Origin of the sequence: Enterobacter sp. DC4 (genome assembly GCF_000568095.1) — a bacterium.
In the GTDB taxonomy this organism is placed as follows: Bacteria; Pseudomonadota; Gammaproteobacteria; order Enterobacterales; family Enterobacteriaceae; genus Enterobacter; species Enterobacter pseudoroggenkampii.
Window position 1 is genome coordinate 263,653 of record NZ_AZUB01000001.1, and the last position, 14,803, is coordinate 278,455.

At 60.1% G+C, this 14,803-nt stretch carries 11 protein-coding genes; 3 read left to right on the forward strand and 8 right to left on the reverse strand.

Annotated features, from left to right (window positions below; all coding sequences use genetic code 11):
- Nucleotides 1-39: 39 nt before the first annotated feature.
- Both P349_RS22695 and P349_RS22690 read right to left on the reverse strand, forming a co-directional pair.
- Entirely contained in the window at nucleotides 40-2,403 is a 2,364-nt protein-coding gene (locus tag P349_RS22695) for a glycoside hydrolase family 31 protein (protein WP_032649381.1), read from the reverse strand.
- A gap of 17 nt (nucleotides 2,404-2,420) precedes the next feature.
- Nucleotides 2,421-3,722 (reverse strand): MFS transporter, encoded by a 1,302-nt coding sequence (locus P349_RS22690; RefSeq protein WP_024908695.1) that lies wholly within the window; start codon nucleotides 3,720-3,722, stop codon nucleotides 2,421-2,423.
- A gap of 288 nt (nucleotides 3,723-4,010) precedes the next feature.
- Here P349_RS22690 and P349_RS22685 point away from each other — a divergent pair, with 288 nt between their 5' ends.
- Nucleotides 4,011-5,084, forward strand: a complete 1,074-nt coding sequence (locus tag P349_RS22685) for a LacI family DNA-binding transcriptional regulator (protein WP_032649378.1) — start codon at nucleotides 4,011-4,013, stop codon at nucleotides 5,082-5,084.
- Here the strand turns inward: P349_RS22685 and P349_RS22680 are convergent.
- From P349_RS22680 to P349_RS22665, 4 genes are all read right to left on the reverse strand, one after another.
- Complete coding sequence (locus tag P349_RS22680; RefSeq protein WP_032649376.1) at nucleotides 5,081-6,337, reverse strand: DUF1479 domain-containing protein; 1,257 nt, start codon at nucleotides 6,335-6,337, stop codon at nucleotides 5,081-5,083. The two genes, P349_RS22685 and P349_RS22680, sit on opposite strands and share 4 nt — an antisense overlap.
- 149 nt (nucleotides 6,338-6,486) lie before the next feature.
- Complete coding sequence (locus tag P349_RS22675) at nucleotides 6,487-7,302, reverse strand: Cof-type HAD-IIB family hydrolase (RefSeq protein ID WP_032649374.1); 816 nt, start codon at nucleotides 7,300-7,302, stop codon at nucleotides 6,487-6,489.
- 166 nt (nucleotides 7,303-7,468) lie between these two features.
- On the reverse strand, nucleotides 7,469-9,901 hold the full coding sequence (locus P349_RS22670; RefSeq protein ID WP_032649372.1) for a formate C-acetyltransferase/glycerol dehydratase family glycyl radical enzyme: 2,433 nt from the start codon (nucleotides 9,899-9,901) through the stop codon (nucleotides 7,469-7,471).
- 4 nt (nucleotides 9,902-9,905) lie between these two features.
- Nucleotides 9,906-10,805, reverse strand: a complete 900-nt coding sequence (locus tag P349_RS22665; RefSeq protein ID WP_032649369.1) for a glycyl-radical enzyme activating protein — start codon at nucleotides 10,803-10,805, stop codon at nucleotides 9,906-9,908.
- 128 nt (nucleotides 10,806-10,933) lie between these two features.
- On the opposite strand from P349_RS22665, the gene fsa reads away from it, so the two are divergent.
- Nucleotides 10,934-11,596 carry a fructose-6-phosphate aldolase gene (fsa, locus tag P349_RS22660; protein ID WP_032649367.1) on the forward strand — a complete coding sequence of 221 codons (663 nt, stop codon included), beginning with the start codon at nucleotides 10,934-10,936 and terminating at the stop codon, nucleotides 11,594-11,596.
- Nucleotides 11,597-11,681: 85 nt separating this feature from the next.
- On the opposite strand, the gene moeB is transcribed toward fsa, so the two are convergent.
- Together moeB and moeA are read right to left on the reverse strand one after the other, a co-directional pair.
- Nucleotides 11,682-12,434: a molybdopterin-synthase adenylyltransferase MoeB gene (gene moeB, locus P349_RS22655; protein ID WP_032649365.1), complete on the reverse strand. Its 753-nt coding sequence runs from the start codon at nucleotides 12,432-12,434 to the stop codon at nucleotides 11,682-11,684.
- A gap of 1 nt (nucleotide 12,435) precedes the next feature.
- Nucleotides 12,436-13,668 carry a molybdopterin molybdotransferase MoeA gene (gene moeA / locus P349_RS22650; protein WP_032649362.1) on the reverse strand — a complete coding sequence of 411 codons (1,233 nt, stop codon included), beginning with the start codon at nucleotides 13,666-13,668 and terminating at the stop codon, nucleotides 12,436-12,438.
- Nucleotides 13,669-13,855: 187 nt separating this feature from the next.
- Between moeA and iaaA the strand changes: the two genes are divergently transcribed.
- Nucleotides 13,856-14,794: a beta-aspartyl-peptidase gene (gene iaaA, locus P349_RS22645; RefSeq protein WP_032649358.1), complete on the forward strand. Its 939-nt coding sequence runs from the start codon at nucleotides 13,856-13,858 to the stop codon at nucleotides 14,792-14,794.
- Nucleotides 14,795-14,803: the final 9 nt, after the last annotated feature.

The following is a 14,803-nucleotide window of genomic DNA, read 5'->3' on the forward strand; positions in this document are numbered from 1 at the left end:
TTGTAGGCCGGGTAAGGCGAAGCCGCCACCCGGCAATGTTCAGAGCACCCACTCACTCCCTTCAACCCCCTTCACCCGCAGCGTACGTTTTTCCCCCGCCGGTAACGACACCTTCAGCGCCTTCCACGCCGGACGATAATCCCCGCGCGCGTTGACCTTCAGGTTGATAGTTGCGCCGTCGCACACCATTTCCCATTCCACCCACAGCGCATTGCCGTTCTGATAACCCCAGCTTTCACCGTCGTCTTCAAACAGCAGCCCGGAGGTCGTGCCGACGCCTTTCACCGGGAACAACTTCAGCTCGCGGGTCGTATCTTTTTCGGCACTCACATGCGTGATGCGCTCGCTGAGCGGCAGACCGGCTCCGGCGCGCACCAGCAGCGGCAGTTTTTCCAGCGGCGCATCGAGGACGATGGATTGCCCGCCTGCATACCACGCGTGGGTGTAAAAATCATACCAGCCCATTTCGTTATCCGGCAGCCAGACCCGGCGCTCGCGCTGCCCGGCTTCGACGACGCTGGCGACCAGCAGGTCGCGGCCCAGCAGGAAGTCGTCGCACTCTTCGAAGGTCTGCGCATCGTGCTCGTGATCGAGGAAGGTCGGACGCAGCATCGGCTCATCGTCGGCGTGCGCCTGCCAGAGCAGGGTGTAGAGATACGGCAGCAGGCGGTAGCGCAGCTCAACCGCGCCGCGAATGGCTGGGGTGACGCCCGGGTACATCCACGGCTCGTTCACGGTGCGATCGTCGTTCCACGAGTGAATGGTAAAGCGCGGATGCATCACGCCGTTCTGCACCCAGCGCACGAACAGCTCGGCGTCCGGCTTGTCGCCGGAGAAACCGCCCACGTCATGGCCGACGTTGAACAGCCCCGACAGGCTCATGCCCAGCCCCATGCGGATGTTATAGCGCAGCGTGTCCCAGCTGGTGCGGTTGTCGCCGCTCCAGGTCTGAACGTAGCGCTGCATCCCGGCGCAGCCGGAGCGGGAGATCAGATACGGGCGTTTTTCCGGCGCAAAGCGCTGCTGCGCTTCCAGCGAGGCGCGCATCATCAGCAGCGGCATCACCGGGCGAATGTGCTTGATGGCGATCTCCTTGCCGAAGCCAAAGCAGCGCGCTTCCCCGTCCCACACTTCATATTCGTTGTTGTCGTTCCAGGTGGAGTCGATGCCCATCTCCAGCAGCTGCGTGGTGACGCCGTTCTGCCACCACTGCACCGTCTGCGGGTTGGTAAAGTCGAGGTGCGAGCCTTCGTCATCCCAGAAGCTGGAACGTTCGGGTGCATCGGTTTCTGAATCGCGAATGAACAGGCCGCTCTCCGCCACTTCGTTATAGCGAGGATGATCCTGCAGCAGGCACGGCTTGATGTTGGCGGCCAGCTTCAATCCCGCGTCGTGGAACGCCTGGCTCATTACCTTCGGCTGCGGCACTTTGTCATAGTTCCAGTTGAAGACGTAGCGCTTGCCGTTGATGGAGGTATAGCCGGAGGAGAGCTGGAACGAGTCGCACGGGATGGCGTGCTCTTCACACAGTCGGATGAAGTTCATCAGCTGGTTTTGCGCGTCCGGCGCGTCGGTGTAGTGCATGGTCGAGCCGCTGTAGCCCAGGCTCCACTTCGGTCCGAACAGCGTTTTCCCGGTGAGGCGCACAAAGGCCTTGGTGACGTCCAGCACGCGCTTGCCGGTAAAGATGTAGTAGTCGATATCGCCCGCTTCCGCCTGCCAGCGGCGATAGGCGGTGTGGTAGTTGTCGATTTCGTTACCCAGATCCAGCCAGCAGCTGCTCAGGTTGTCGTAGAACAGGCCGTAACTCACGTCATCGCGGCGGGTGATAGTGAACGGGATGTGCTTGTAGAGCGGGTCGGTGCTGGCCGCGTTGTACCCCATTGCGTCGAGGTTGCGCATCTCATAGCGTTTACCGTTGCGCTGCAGATCGCCCGCTTTCTCGCCCAGTCCGTAGAAACGCTCGTCCTTGCGGCGGCTCAGATAGTGCGCCACGCCGTCGCCGTGGGCGTTCAGCAGGTAGGCGCTGGTGGGGCGGTCATTGACCAGCGGCAGCCATTCGCCCGCCTCATTGCGGTAGTGCCACTCCAGCCACAGCGGCTGGTGGACGGTCACGCGCAGCTGTTCGGTTGCCACGGTTAGCGTCTCACCCTGCTGAGTCAGGTTCCAGGCCGGGCAGGAGAAACCGCTTATGTCGTCACGACGGCGGCCTTCCCAGGGCACGTCTTTTTCCGGAGCGATACTCCAGGTGCGGTCCAGCGCCAGCTCGCCTTTGCGCTTAATCAGCACGCGGAAAAGGTTCTCTTCCAGCACATACAGGCACAGGCGGTGCTGGTTATCGACCAGCAGTTCCAGATGGTTTGCCGACTGTATATCAACGGTCCAGTTTTTCAGGGTTTTCATATGCAATACATCCACTATCAGGCGCGCTTGGCGCGACGTTCAGCAATAAATGCTACCAGGAAGACAGCGCCAATCAGGTCAAAGAAGCCCATGGCGATAAAGAGCGGGTTAAAGCCGATCTTGTCGGCGGTCACACCGATTAACAGCGAGAACAGGAAACTGGCGATCCACGCCGCCGAGCCGCGCATGCCGTTGACGGTCGCCATCTGGCCTTTGTCGAACGACTCCACGACCAGGGCGCTCAGCATGCAGGAGATGATCTGGTGCCCGAAGCCGCCGATGGAGATCAGCACGATGGTGATATACGGGTCGCGGGTAATGGCCACGATGGCCAGCGAGATCATCAGGAACGCGCCGGTCACGGAGCTGGCGACGACCGAGTTAACGCGGGAGCAGCCGAACAGACGGGTGTACAGACGCGTCAGGTAGCCGCTCGCCACGCTGCCGAGGTCGGCGGCGAGGAACGGCAGCCAGGCAAACATCGCAATCTGCTTCAGGTCCATGCCGTGCTCTTTGGCAAGGTACAGCGGTACCCAGAAGCTCAGCACAGCCCAGGCGGGTTCCGCCATAAAGGCCGGGATGGCGATACCGTAGAAGCGTTTGTTTTTCGAGACGGTTTTCAGCGCGGTCAGGAAGGGCAGTTTGACGGCTGGCGGTTCGTTATCCTGCTTGATAAACGCCAGCTCGTCCTTGCTCAGGTTCGGGTGCTGCTCCGGGTTATGGTAGAACGCCCACCACAGGATCACCCACAGCAGCGCCAGCACGCCGGTAAACATAAACGCCCCCTGCCAGCCAAACGAGGCGTGAGCAAAGTAGATGATTGGCGGAGCCAGCATCGCGCCGATGGAGAAGCCCACGCCCGCCCAGCCGGCGGCAACAGGTCGTTCTGATTTCGGGAACCACTCGCCAATGGTTTTGGCGTTCGCCGGGGTAGCGGCGGCCTCAGAGGCACCCATAAAGAAGCGCAGGATCGCCAGGTGCAGCCAGCTTCCGGCACCCGCGTGGAAAATACACATCAGCGCCCAGATCCCGGCGCAGACCATAAAGCCAATCTTCAGGCCGATCACGTCAATCAGCCAGCCGCAGAGGGGCTGGAAAATGGTGTAGGCGATCTGGAACGCGCCAACGATCCAGGAGTACTGCTCGGTGGTGATCCCGAGGCTCTCTTTCAGCTCGGGGGCAAGAATGCCTAACGAATTTCGGGTGATGTAGTTAACGGTGACGCCAAGTAAGAACAGCACCAGCACGTACCAGCGCAGGTTCTTGATGACGCGACGGGTTTTGCTTGTCGCAACGGTGTTATTGATGTCCTGACTCATTTTACTCTCCACAAGACGGACGGTAAGGGGACGGAGGTTCAGGTGTCACACAGATTTTTATGCCTTTGATTTCTATCCGTTTAAACTGCTTAAGTTGGTATACAACTAGTATGGAAGTTGTGTGACAAGTTCACCTTAAGGGAGAAAATGAGTGGGCAATAGTGGATTTTGTGCAAAATTTCTCATAACTGACTCAACCACTCTGGCATGATGGCATTTATGTCAGTTATTGCCTGACGGATACGCTATGAAAATTTTTTCATTTCGCAAATGGAGCCAGATCACAAAATGGACAAAAGGCTAAAAATCACCGAAATCGCCGCCCGTACGCAGCTCTCGATCAGCACCGTGTCTCGGGTGCTGGCGGGGAAAGCGAATACCAGCGAAAAAGCGCGCGCAAAGGTGCTGGCGTGCGCGCGGGAGCTGGGGGTGATGGAGGGCATGGCGGCGGGACGGCTGCTGCTCAATAGCCTGGTGGTTTTTGCCCCCCAGCGCGCCTTCGACGAGCGGTCCGACATCTTTTACTACCGCGTGATCCAGAGCGTGAGTAAAGGCCTGGCATCCCATGATGTGCGCCTGCGCTACTGCGCGCTGGAAGAGAACGACAGCGACGCCCAGCTTTTTCTGGCGCGCATGAATGAGCCGGATACTCAGGCGGCAATCCTTCTCGGCATTGACGATCCCCATATTCACGATCTGGCGGTAGATGTGGGTAAACCCTGCATGCTGATTAACTGCCGCGACCGGCACATGCGTCTGCCTGCCGTTGCGCCGGATCACCGCGCCATTGGCGAGCGGGCGGCGGAATACCTGTTCGAGATGGGACACCGTGAGGTGATGAACGTGCTGTGCCTGCGTCGCTACACCATGGAGCTGCGCCTGTCGGGGATCCGCGACGCGTGGCAGTCCCATAACCTGACGTTCAGCGATAAACGCGATCTGCTGGTGGTGCCCAGCTTCAGCGCGCGCGAAACGGAACAGGCGGTCAGCAGCTGGCTCAGCGAAGTGCAGGGGAAAGATTTACCTACCGCGTTTCTGGTCGGCGGCGACTTTATGGCGGCGGGCACCATCAGTGCATTACAAAACCACGGTCTGCGCGTGCCGCAGGACGTGTCGGTGATGAGCATCGACGGGTTTAACCTGGCGGCGATCCAGGATGTTCCATTAACGGCCGTGCACGTTCCCCGCGACGAGCTCGGAACAGAAGCGGTATATATGCTCCAGCAGCGGCTCATGCGCCCGGACGCGCCGGTGGGGACGTTGCTGCTTAACGGCACGCTGACCGTGCGGGGATCCGTACGGCGGATACGTCAGGGGAAACGACGCACCGCCGTGGAGCGGGAAGGGCTGTACGACAGTTAGACCATGCCCAGCGCGCGCTTGCCGTGGATGTTGAGATCGTTCACGGTAAAGCGGTCCTGCCAGCTCTTTTCATAATCCTCACGCGGGAAGTCTCCTGGCGACGCGCCGGTTTCCAGCGCTTCCTTGACCTTTTTCGCGTAGGCGAGGTTTTTCTCGCACATCGGTGCGGCGGGAATGTACATCACGTTGCCCCAACCCTGCTGATTGTCCACCGGCGCGACGGAGTGGATCACATCGCAGTGCCACCACACCGAATCACCCGCCTCGAGTGCCGGAATGCTGGTCAGCGCCTCGATGAGCAGCGGGTGCCACTTCTCGGAAACCGGCAGCACGCGCCCCGGCGCAACGCCGCACAGCTCGTCTTCCGGCACGTCGTCCAGCAGCGGACGCAGCAGAATGTACGCCATCGCTTCCGGGATGGGCACCACGTGCAGCAGCCCCTGTCCGGGGATCATGTCCGACAGCGCCGTCCAGCCCTGGAAGGTGCGGAATACCGAGCATTTGGTGGTGTTATCGACGGTGTACTCTTCCACTTCGGTACGGTGCGCGGCGTTCCACGGATCGTATTTCTCGACGTTGCCGTCAAACACGCGGGCGAACACCTGCTGATAAGCCGGCAACAGCCAGCGCTCCAGCGCGCCGGAGTCGGTATGCGCGCCGAGTCCTTTCGAGGTGGTACCCGGCGGACGGCGGCGGATACGGTCCGGATAAATCACGCTCACGTCCGGGTCAAACCACTGTTTGCCGTTACTCTCGAATGTCCATAAACGGTTCAGGAACGACTGCACCTGCGCCATCTCTTCGCTCTGGCGCGCCTGCATCTGCGCCTGCGACCAGTAAATCGGGTAAATCTCCGGACGGGAAGCAGTCAGGGTGCCGAAGAAGTTATCGCCCGGCCCTTTGTACACCTCGTCAAACTTGTTCAGATCGAGGTAGTCGAGCATCGACTGATCCCATGCCAGCGCCTGCTCGCGCGGGAAATGACCTTTAATCACCGCACAGCCGCGGCGTTTAACGGCGTCGCGCTGCGCGTCGGTAATCGTGCCGTTTTTTACATCGGCAAACGGGATCTCCGGCCAGACGGATTCGCCTTTGTTTTTAAGGGCGTTGATCTCCGCCACGCGGGTGGCAATTTTGTCGCTGAGCTTGTTGAATACCGCCTGCACGTCGCCGATCTGCGCGCGCAGCTCACGTTTTAACTGACGGATTGCCGCTTTGTGATCCGCCGGCAAGGTTTCACTGGTAAAGGTCATAACTGCCTCGCATCTTTCATTCGAAAGTAAAAGTGTCTACAAGTGATACTTTAAGTTAAAATTAAGTTAATGCAAGTTTAAAAACTTGACGCAAGCCACAGGACGGAAAAAGAGTGAAAGGCCGGAGCAAGGCTCCGGCGAGGAGAGGATCAGACGTCGAACGGGGAGTGGCTGTCGAGCACGGCCTGAATGACGTTCAGCGCGCCCTGATGGTTGTTGTCGTCGGTGCTGTAGCGGCTGATTTCTTTAATGCTTTCTGCCGCGTTGCCCATCGCAAAGGAATATTTCACCAGCTTCAGCATTTCCGCATCGTTGCCGCTGTCGCCAATTCCGACGCACTCCTGCGGGGAGATTTTCCAGCGTTTCAGCAGGCGGCTGATGCCGTTGGCTTTATGCAGGCCGGGGATAATCAAATCCACAAAACCAAAGCCGCTGGTGACGGGCTTCATGATGCCGTCCAGCGAGACGTGCAGCTTATCCACCAGATTTGGGATATCGCTATCCGGCAGGTTCAGGGAGAACTTAAACAGCACGTCGTCAATTTCACGGTAATCGCTGATGCGCTTTAAGCGGTGGTAGTGCTTTGACATCAGCGCCACGAACGCTTCAGGAGCTTTGTCGCTCACGTAGGCACTCTCCAGCCCGCAGGCCACGAAGTTCAGCCCTTTATCTTTCAGCAGTTCGCCAATGACGATCTGCGATTCATGGCGGGTCAGCTCGCCGTGAAAAATTTGCTCCCCGCGATCGAACACCAGCGCGCCGTTTTCCGCCACGAAGGAGATCCTGTCTTTCAGCTCCGGAAAGAAGGAGATGAGCTGGTAATACTGATTGCCGCTGGCGACAACGAATTCAATGTCGCGGGCTTTAAGCTGCTCAAACTGTGCCTGGAAGCGGTCACGATCGTACTGCTTGGCATCATCAAGAAAAGTTCCGTCCATATCGGTGACGATAACTTTAACGGTCATACTGTGCTCCTGGGTCACTGCGTTTTGAAACATTCTAATAACAAGGTGACGGGGAGCACAAATTTAATTTCGAATGAAAGTCAGAAGGCCGGGTGGCGGCTTCGCCTTACCCGGCCTACGGGGAGACTCTGTAGGCCCGGTAAGCGCAGCGCCACCGGGCGTTTTTTTACAGCGTATGCTCAGTACGGGCAATAATATCATCCTGCGCATCCGGCGACAGGGCGGTGAAGAACGCCGAGTAGCCTGCGACGCGCACCACCAGGTCACGATACTGGTCAGGATGTTTCTTCGCCTCCAGCAGCGTGTCGCGCGAGACGATGTTGTACTGAATATGCCAGCCTTTGTGCACCTCGAAGAAGGTGCGCAGCAGCACCATCAGCTTCTGGCGATCGCTGTCGTTTTCCAGCGTTGACGGATTCAGCTTCTGGTTCAGCAGCACGCCGCCGAGAATCGCCTCGGTAGGCAGTTTACCCACCGACCCGATCACCGCCGTCGGGCCGAGGTGATCGGTACCGGAAGCCGGGCTTGCCCCTTCCGCCAGCGGGGTGTGCGCCTTACGTCCGTCTGGCGTCGCCATCGTCGCCGCGCCAAACGGCACGTTCGCGGAAATGGAAGAGGTGCCCGCGTAATAGTTACCGCCAATCGGGCCGCGGCCGTAGCGCGGGTTGTGGTACTGCTTCAGCTCTTCAATATAGGTCTGATAGGCGCGCGTCAGCAGCATGTCCACGCTGTCGTCGTCGTTACCGTACTTAGGCGCGCCATTGATCAGGCGCTGGCGCAGCTGCTCGTGGGTCAGCCCGTCGAAGTCATCCGCCAGGGCGGCCGCCAGCTGCTGTTGACCGATGACGCCCTGCTCGAACACCAGCTTCTTCACCGCCGCCAGGCTGTTGCCGAGGTTGGCGATGCCCACCTGCAGACCGGAGACCCAGTCATACTTCGCGCCGCCCTGCTTGATGCTTTTCGCGCGCTCGATGCAGTCGTCCACCAGCGCCGAGCAGAGAATATCGTGGACATTTTCCTCCAGCATGGTGTCCACCACGTACTCAATCTCGATGGATTTACGGGTGTAGTAGCGGATCTGGGTATCCCACGCCGCCATCACCTCGTCGAAATTGTCAAAGTTACCGGCAGAGAGCGCTTTTTCCTGCGGCAGGAACACCTTGCCGCTGGTGGCGTCGCGCCCGCCTTCCAGCGCCGCCAGCATGACGCGGGCGAAGTTGATAAAGCTCATGCCGGTGCAGCGATAGCCCCACTTGCCGCCCACCGCGGTTTCGATGCAGCCGATGGCCGCGTAGTCGTAGGCGTCGTCGCGCTCAACGCCGAGCTTGATGAATTCCGGGATCACGATTTCGTCGTTGTTGAACGCCGGCATCCCGAACCCGCAGCGGATCACCTGCACGCAGGCGTCGAGGAAGTCGTTGCTCATGCCCGCGTGATAGCGCACGCTCAGGTTCGGCTGGGTGGAGCGCAGACGACCGCAGGATTCCAGAATCGCGTACGAGAGCGGGTTCACCGCGTCCATCGGCTCACCGTTGACCAGCTTCTGGCCGCCGATGGTGACGTTCTGGTACAGCGGGCTGCCGGCGGAAGCCTTGGAGTGCGAGCCGGAGCGGATCTTGTTCACTTCCAGCAGCTTCAGCCAGCAGCTGTGCAGCAGTTCAATGGCGTGTTCGCGGTCGAGGCTCTGGTTCAGCTCCACGTCGCGGCGGTAGTACGGATAGAGATACTGGTCCATACGCGCGAAGGAGACCGAGTGGCCGTTGGACTCAATCTGCAGGATCAGCTGAATGAAGTAGCACAGCTGCAGCGCCTGCCAGAAGGTTTTTGGCGGCTCGTGAGCAATCACGTCGCAGTTTTCCGCCATCGCCAGCAGCTCGTCGCGGCGGCTTTCGCGGGTTTCGGTGGAGGCCATCTCGCGCGCCAGATCGGCGAAGCGTTTGATGTGCAGGCTCACCGCTTCCAGCACGATATCAATTGCCTTCAGGAACTGATCGCCGTGCAGGTCTTCCAGCACCGTCAGGTTGATGCGCGAGCGGCGCTCGGCCACTTTGGCGCGCAGGCCGTCGAGACCTTTCTCCAGCACCAGCGGGAAGTTCACCGCCAGGTGCGCGTCGCCGGAAGTCATGTTGCCTTCGGCTTTGATAATGCCGGTTTCCAGCAGGCCTTTCTGCTCGTCGGTGAACATGCCGTAGCAGCGGTCCTGCACCGTCTGGCCGCGCCACCACGGGCAGATCTCGTGCAGGACGCGCTTGTTCTCTTCGCTCACCGCAAAGCCCGCGCCCGGGCGATCCGCCAGGTCATCGATCTCTTTCTCAATCCAGGAGACGGTGTATTCCGGGAAAATCGGTGCGGCGCGCACTTCGCTGGCCTGGTTACCGATAATCAGCTCGTCGTGTTTGATCCAGATGGTACGCTCAGCCAGGTGATGCGCCAGCGCCAGAGCGCGACGGACCGGGATCGGCTTGTCCATGTGCTGCTGGTACATTTCGGTGTAATGCTGGGCACGCTCGGTACAGACCGGCGGCTTAACGATATGCACCAGCGCCGTTTTGTGCGCCTTAATGCGCTCGCTGAGGGTATTGAGATTCAGGGTTGTCATAAGTTTATCCTCGTAAGGTCGCGGTTAACCCTTTCTGGCAGGCGTACTGCTGCGCGAAGTCCAGCAGGGCAGGGTTATCCAGCGGTTTGTCAGGGGCAGAGTAGGGTTGGCCGAGCAGGGTGTATTTGTTCATGCCCAGCGTGTGATACGGCAGAAAATGAATATCCTCGACGCCGAGTTCATCGGCGGCGAAGTTGGTGATGGCGGTGATGGAGGCTTCATCCGCGTTGAAGCCCTGGATCAGCGGCACGCGGATGTTGATTTTTTTCCCGGCAGCGGCCAGGCGCTTCAGGTTTTCCAGGATGCGCTTAGCCGAACCGTCCGTCCACTGTTTGAACACGTCACCGTCGACGTGCTTCAGGTCGGCGAGGAACAGATCGACGTAAGGTAATGACGGCTCGATATAGTGCCACGGCACGTGAAGGCAGGTTTCGACGGCGGTGTGGATCCCCTGGTCATGGCTGGCTTTAAACAGGGCCTGCGCCAGCTCCGGGTTCATAAACGGTTCGCCGCCGGAGAGGGTGATCCCGCCGCCGCTGCGGTCGTAGAAGGGTTTATCGCGCAGTACGGTCGCCATGATCTCCTCGACCTGCTGCTCTTCACCGCAGACGGTCAGCGCCTGCGTCGGGCAGCAGTCGGTAAGGGCATTAAGCGTCTCTTCATTGAGCTTTTCGCGGTGGATGACCAGGCCATTCAGCGCGCGTTCGATACAGTCCGGTGCCGCCTGCTGGCACAGGTCGCAGCCGTCCAGACACAGGCGCGCATCAAACAGCACGTCCCGGCTGCGGGAGCGGCTTTCCGGGTTCTGGCACCAGCGACAGCCCAGCGAGCAGCCTTTCAGAAACACGACGGTTCGAATGCCGGGGCCATCGTGGGTAGAGTAACGCTGAATATTGAAGATCATGATTTCGCCTCTCATATTGCATATGAAGATTAAATGACTTTCGAATGAAAGTTATCTTGATGCAGGTCAACTCTTGAGCAGGTTTTGTCGTGATAGGGTAAGTGCAGGCTAATTTTGAGGGTGACATCATGGAACTTTATCTCGACACATCTGACGTTGCGGCAGTCAAAAAGCTGGCGCGTATCTTCCCGCTGGCGGGCGTGACCACCAACCCAAGCATTGTGGCGGCAGGTAAAACGCCGCTGGACGTGTTGCTGCCAGAGCTGCACGACGCGCTGGGTGGCAAAGGTCGTCTGTTCGCCCAGGTGATGGCGACCACCGCCGAAGGGATGGTGGAGGACGCGCGTAAGCTGCGCGCCATCATTAACGATCTGGTGGTGAAAGTGCCGGTGACCGCAGAGGGGCTGGCGGCAATCAAGATGCTGAAGGCTGAAGGTATCCCGACGCTGGGCACGGCGGTGTACGGCGCCGCGCAGGGGATGCTCTCCGCGCTGGCGGGTGCCGAGTATGTGGCGCCTTACGTTAACCGCGTGGACGCGCAGGGCGGGGACGGGATCCAGACCGTGGTGGAATTACAGCAGCTGCTGACGCTGCACGCCCCGCAGTCCAAAGTGCTGGCCGCGAGCTTTAAAACCCCGCGTCAGGCGCTGAACTGCCTGCTGGCAGGGTGCGAGTCCATCACGCTGCCGCTGGACGTGGCGCAGCAGTTTATTACTTCTCCGGCAGTGGATGCGGCGATCGTGAAGTTTGAGCAGGACTGGAAGGGGGCGTTTGGAAGGACGTCGATCTGATACTGTTGCCGGGTGGCGCTGACGCTTACCCGGCCTACGTTCGAGCCGTTGTAGGTCGGGTAAGGCGAAGCCGCCACCCGACTTTTTAGTGACTACACACCTCACACCCCGGGTTACGCATCAGCTTCATCTCGCGGAACTGGCAGGTCATCGCGTCATACATCACGATTTTCCCCGCTGCGGGCGTGCCGTAGTTCGCCAGCACTTTGATCGCTTCCATTGCCTGCAATGAGCCAATCACGCCGACGAGCGGCGCCATCACGCCCGCCTCAACGCAGGTCAGCGCATTCTCGCCAAACAGACGGCTCAGGCAGCGATAGCAGGGTTCACCCTCGGCGTACGTGAAGACGCTGATTTGCCCCTCCATGCGGATTGCCGCGCCGGAGACCAGCGGGGTTTTGTGGGCAAAACAGCCCGCGTTCAGCTGGTTACGGACGGCGACGTTATCCGTGCAGTCCAGCACCAGGTCGTGCTGCGCAATCTGCGCGGAGAGCGCGTCGTCATCCAGCATTGCGTCAATCAGGGTGAACTGAACGTGGGGGTTGATGCGCGTCAGCGCCGTGCGGGCAGAGTCTACTTTCGGCTGGCCCACCGTCGCGTCGCTGTGCAGCGTCTGGCGTTGCAGGTTCGAGACCGATACGGTATCGAAATCCAGCAGCGTCATTTTTCCCACGCCCGCCGCCGCAAGATACTGCGCGGCGGCGCAGCCCAGACCGCCCAGACCGACAACCAGCACGCTGGCTGCCTTAAGCGCTTCCTGGCCCTCGAAGTCAAACCCGCGCAGCACAATCTGGCGGTTGTAGCGCATCATCTCCGGGTCGCTCAGCTCCACCGTCATGTCAGCCTCCGAACAGGTGGTTAAAACGCTCGACCTCAACCCACTCGCCTGCTTCCACGTTACCGCGCTCGCGCTCCAGCACGATAAAGCAGTTGCCCTGGCTGAAGGAGCTGAAAATGTGCGAGCCCTGGTGCCCGGTGGTGCTCACTTCGAGCTCGCCGTCCGCGTTACGCGCCAGAATGCCGCGCTGGAAATCGAGGCGGCCCGGTGATTTTTTCAGGCGCGTGGCGGCACGAACGCGCTGGCGTTCCGGCAGCGGGTTAGCATTGTTGCCGGAAAGCTTCGCCAGCAGCGGGATCACCAGCTGGTAGAAGGTGAGTGCCGCCGAGACCGGGTTACCCGGCAGGCCACAGAACCAGCCGTGCGTGAGCTTGCCAAACGCGAACGGTTTGCCCGGCTTGATCGCCAGCTTCCAGAAGGCGATCTCGCCCAGCTCTTCGAGGATGGTTTTGGTGTAATCCGCTTCGCCCACGGAGACGCCGCCGGAGCTGATGACCACGTCGGCTGCGTTATCCGCCTCGATAAACGCGGCGCGCAGTTTTTCCGGATCGTCAGGAATAATGCCGAGGTTAATCACCTCACAGCCCAGCTGTTCGAGCATCAGATGCACCGCCAGGCGGTTGGTATCGTAAATCTGGCCGTCCTGCAGCGGCTGCCCCGGAAGCTGTAGCTCGTCGCCGGTGGAGAAAACGGCAACGCGCACTTTACGGATAACGTCGATGTCCGCGATACCGAGCGAGGCCAGGACCGGCAGCTCCGCCACCGTCAGCTTCTGTCCGGCAGCAAAGACCGTCGCGCCGAGGGTAATGTCCTCGCCGGTACGGCGGATGTTCTGGCCCGCTTTGACGCTCGCGGTAAAACGCACGCTGTCGTCGGTCTGTTCGGTCTCTTCCTGCATCACCACGGCGTCGCAGCCTGCCGGAACCGGTGCGCCGGTCATAATGCGCACGCAGGTGCCCGCAGGCCATTCACCGCTAAACGGCTGACCCGCAAAGGCTTTACCCGCCACCGGCAGGGCGTTACCCGTCTGGAGATCCGCCAGGCGTACCGCGTAACCGTCCATCGCGGAGTTATCAAACCCCGGCACGTTAAGCGGAGAGACGATATCGCGCGCGGCAATACGGCCAAAACAGCGCACGAGGGGCAGCGTCTCAACGTCATGCAGCGGGGAAACTCGGTCAAGCATCTGCGTGAGTGCCGTCTCAAGCGGCATCAGTCCGGCGGTAAAATCCATGGTGGGCTCCTGCGGAGTAACAACGAAAGCGCTCATTATGGCAGAAAAGTGCGGCTAACTGTATGACCGAAGGGTGCACGCTTTACATCACTGTTACGTCTTTCTATATTCAAAAATCATCTGAAGTTTCGTCGACGATAATGATATTTATAGAAAAAGCCGCAAAACAGGCTAACGGGTGATGCGAATGGTTAAGGCGGTAATCGCAATTCATGGCGGGGCCGGGGCAATCACCCGAGCACAGCTCACGCCTGAGCAGGAAAAACGTTACATCGACGCGCTGTACGCCATTGTGGAAACGGGCCAGAGAATGCTGGAAGCGGGCGAAAGCGCGCTGGACGTGGTCACCGAGGCGGTGCGCCTGCTGGAAGAGTGCCCGTTATTTAATGCGGGGATCGGTTCGGTCTTTACCCGGGATGAAACGCACGAGCTGGATGCCTGCGTGATGGACGGCGTCACCCTGAAAGCGGGGGCCGTGGCAGGCGTCAGCCACCTGCGTAACCCGGTGCTGGCCGCGCGTCTGGTGATGGAAGAGAGCCCGCACGTGCTGCTGACGGGCGCGGGGGCGGAGAGGTTTGCCTTCGAACACGGAATGGAGCCGGTATCGCCGGATCTGTTTTCCACGGAAGCGCGCTATCAGCAGCTTCTGGAAGCCCGTTCGGCGGGCATGACGCAGCTTGACCACAGTGCGCCGCTTGATGAAACCACCAAAATGGGCACGGTCGGCGCGGTGGCGCTGGATAAAGCCGGGAACCTCGCGGCGGCGACGTCAACGGGCGGGATGACCAACAAGCTTCCCGGACGCGTCGGCGACAGCCCGCTGCCGGGCGCCGGCTGCTATGCCAATAACGCGACGGCGGCGGTATCGTGTACCGGAACCGGGGAAGTGTTTATCCGCGCCCTCGCGGCCTACGACATCACCGCGCTGATGGATTACGGCGGTTTAAGCCTGAGCGAGGCCTGCGAGCGCGTGGTGATGGAAAAACTGCCTGCCCTGGGCGGCGTCGGCGGACTCATTGCGGTGGATCATGAGGGCAACGTGGCACTGCCGTTCAACAGCGAAGGCATGTATCGCGCCTGGGGCTATGCCGGCGATGAGCCGAGCACGGGGATTTATCGTGAATAAGGGGGCAGC

Bases quoted from the DNA above. Each gene is read 5' to 3' on its own strand.
- P349_RS22675 (WP_032649374.1), bottom strand. From the start codon at position 7,302: ATGACCGTTAAAGTTATCGTCACCGATATGGACGGAACTTTTCTTGAT.
- moeA (WP_032649362.1), bottom strand. From the start codon at position 13,668: ATGGATTTTACCGCCGGACTGATGCCGCTTGAGACGGCACTCACGCAG.
- P349_RS22665 (WP_032649369.1), bottom strand. From the start codon at position 10,805: ATGATCTTCAATATTCAGCGTTACTCTACCCACGATGGCCCCGGCATT.
- P349_RS22680 (WP_032649376.1), bottom strand. From the start codon at position 6,337: ATGACCTTTACCAGTGAAACCTTGCCGGCGGATCACAAAGCGGCAATC.
- P349_RS22690 (WP_024908695.1), bottom strand. From the start codon at position 3,722: ATGAGTCAGGACATCAATAACACCGTTGCGACAAGCAAAACCCGTCGC.
- iaaA (WP_032649358.1), top strand. From the start codon at position 13,856: ATGGTTAAGGCGGTAATCGCAATTCATGGCGGGGCCGGGGCAATCACC.
- P349_RS22685 (WP_032649378.1), top strand. From the start codon at position 4,011: ATGGACAAAAGGCTAAAAATCACCGAAATCGCCGCCCGTACGCAGCTC.
- P349_RS22695 (WP_032649381.1), bottom strand. From the start codon at position 2,403: ATGAAAACCCTGAAAAACTGGACCGTTGATATACAGTCGGCAAACCAT.
- moeB (WP_032649365.1), bottom strand. From the start codon at position 12,434: ATGACGGTGGAGCTGAGCGACCCGGAGATGATGCGCTACAACCGCCAG.
- P349_RS22670 (WP_032649372.1), bottom strand. From the start codon at position 9,901: ATGACAACCCTGAATCTCAATACCCTCAGCGAGCGCATTAAGGCGCAC.
- fsa (WP_032649367.1), top strand. From the start codon at position 10,934: ATGGAACTTTATCTCGACACATCTGACGTTGCGGCAGTCAAAAAGCTG.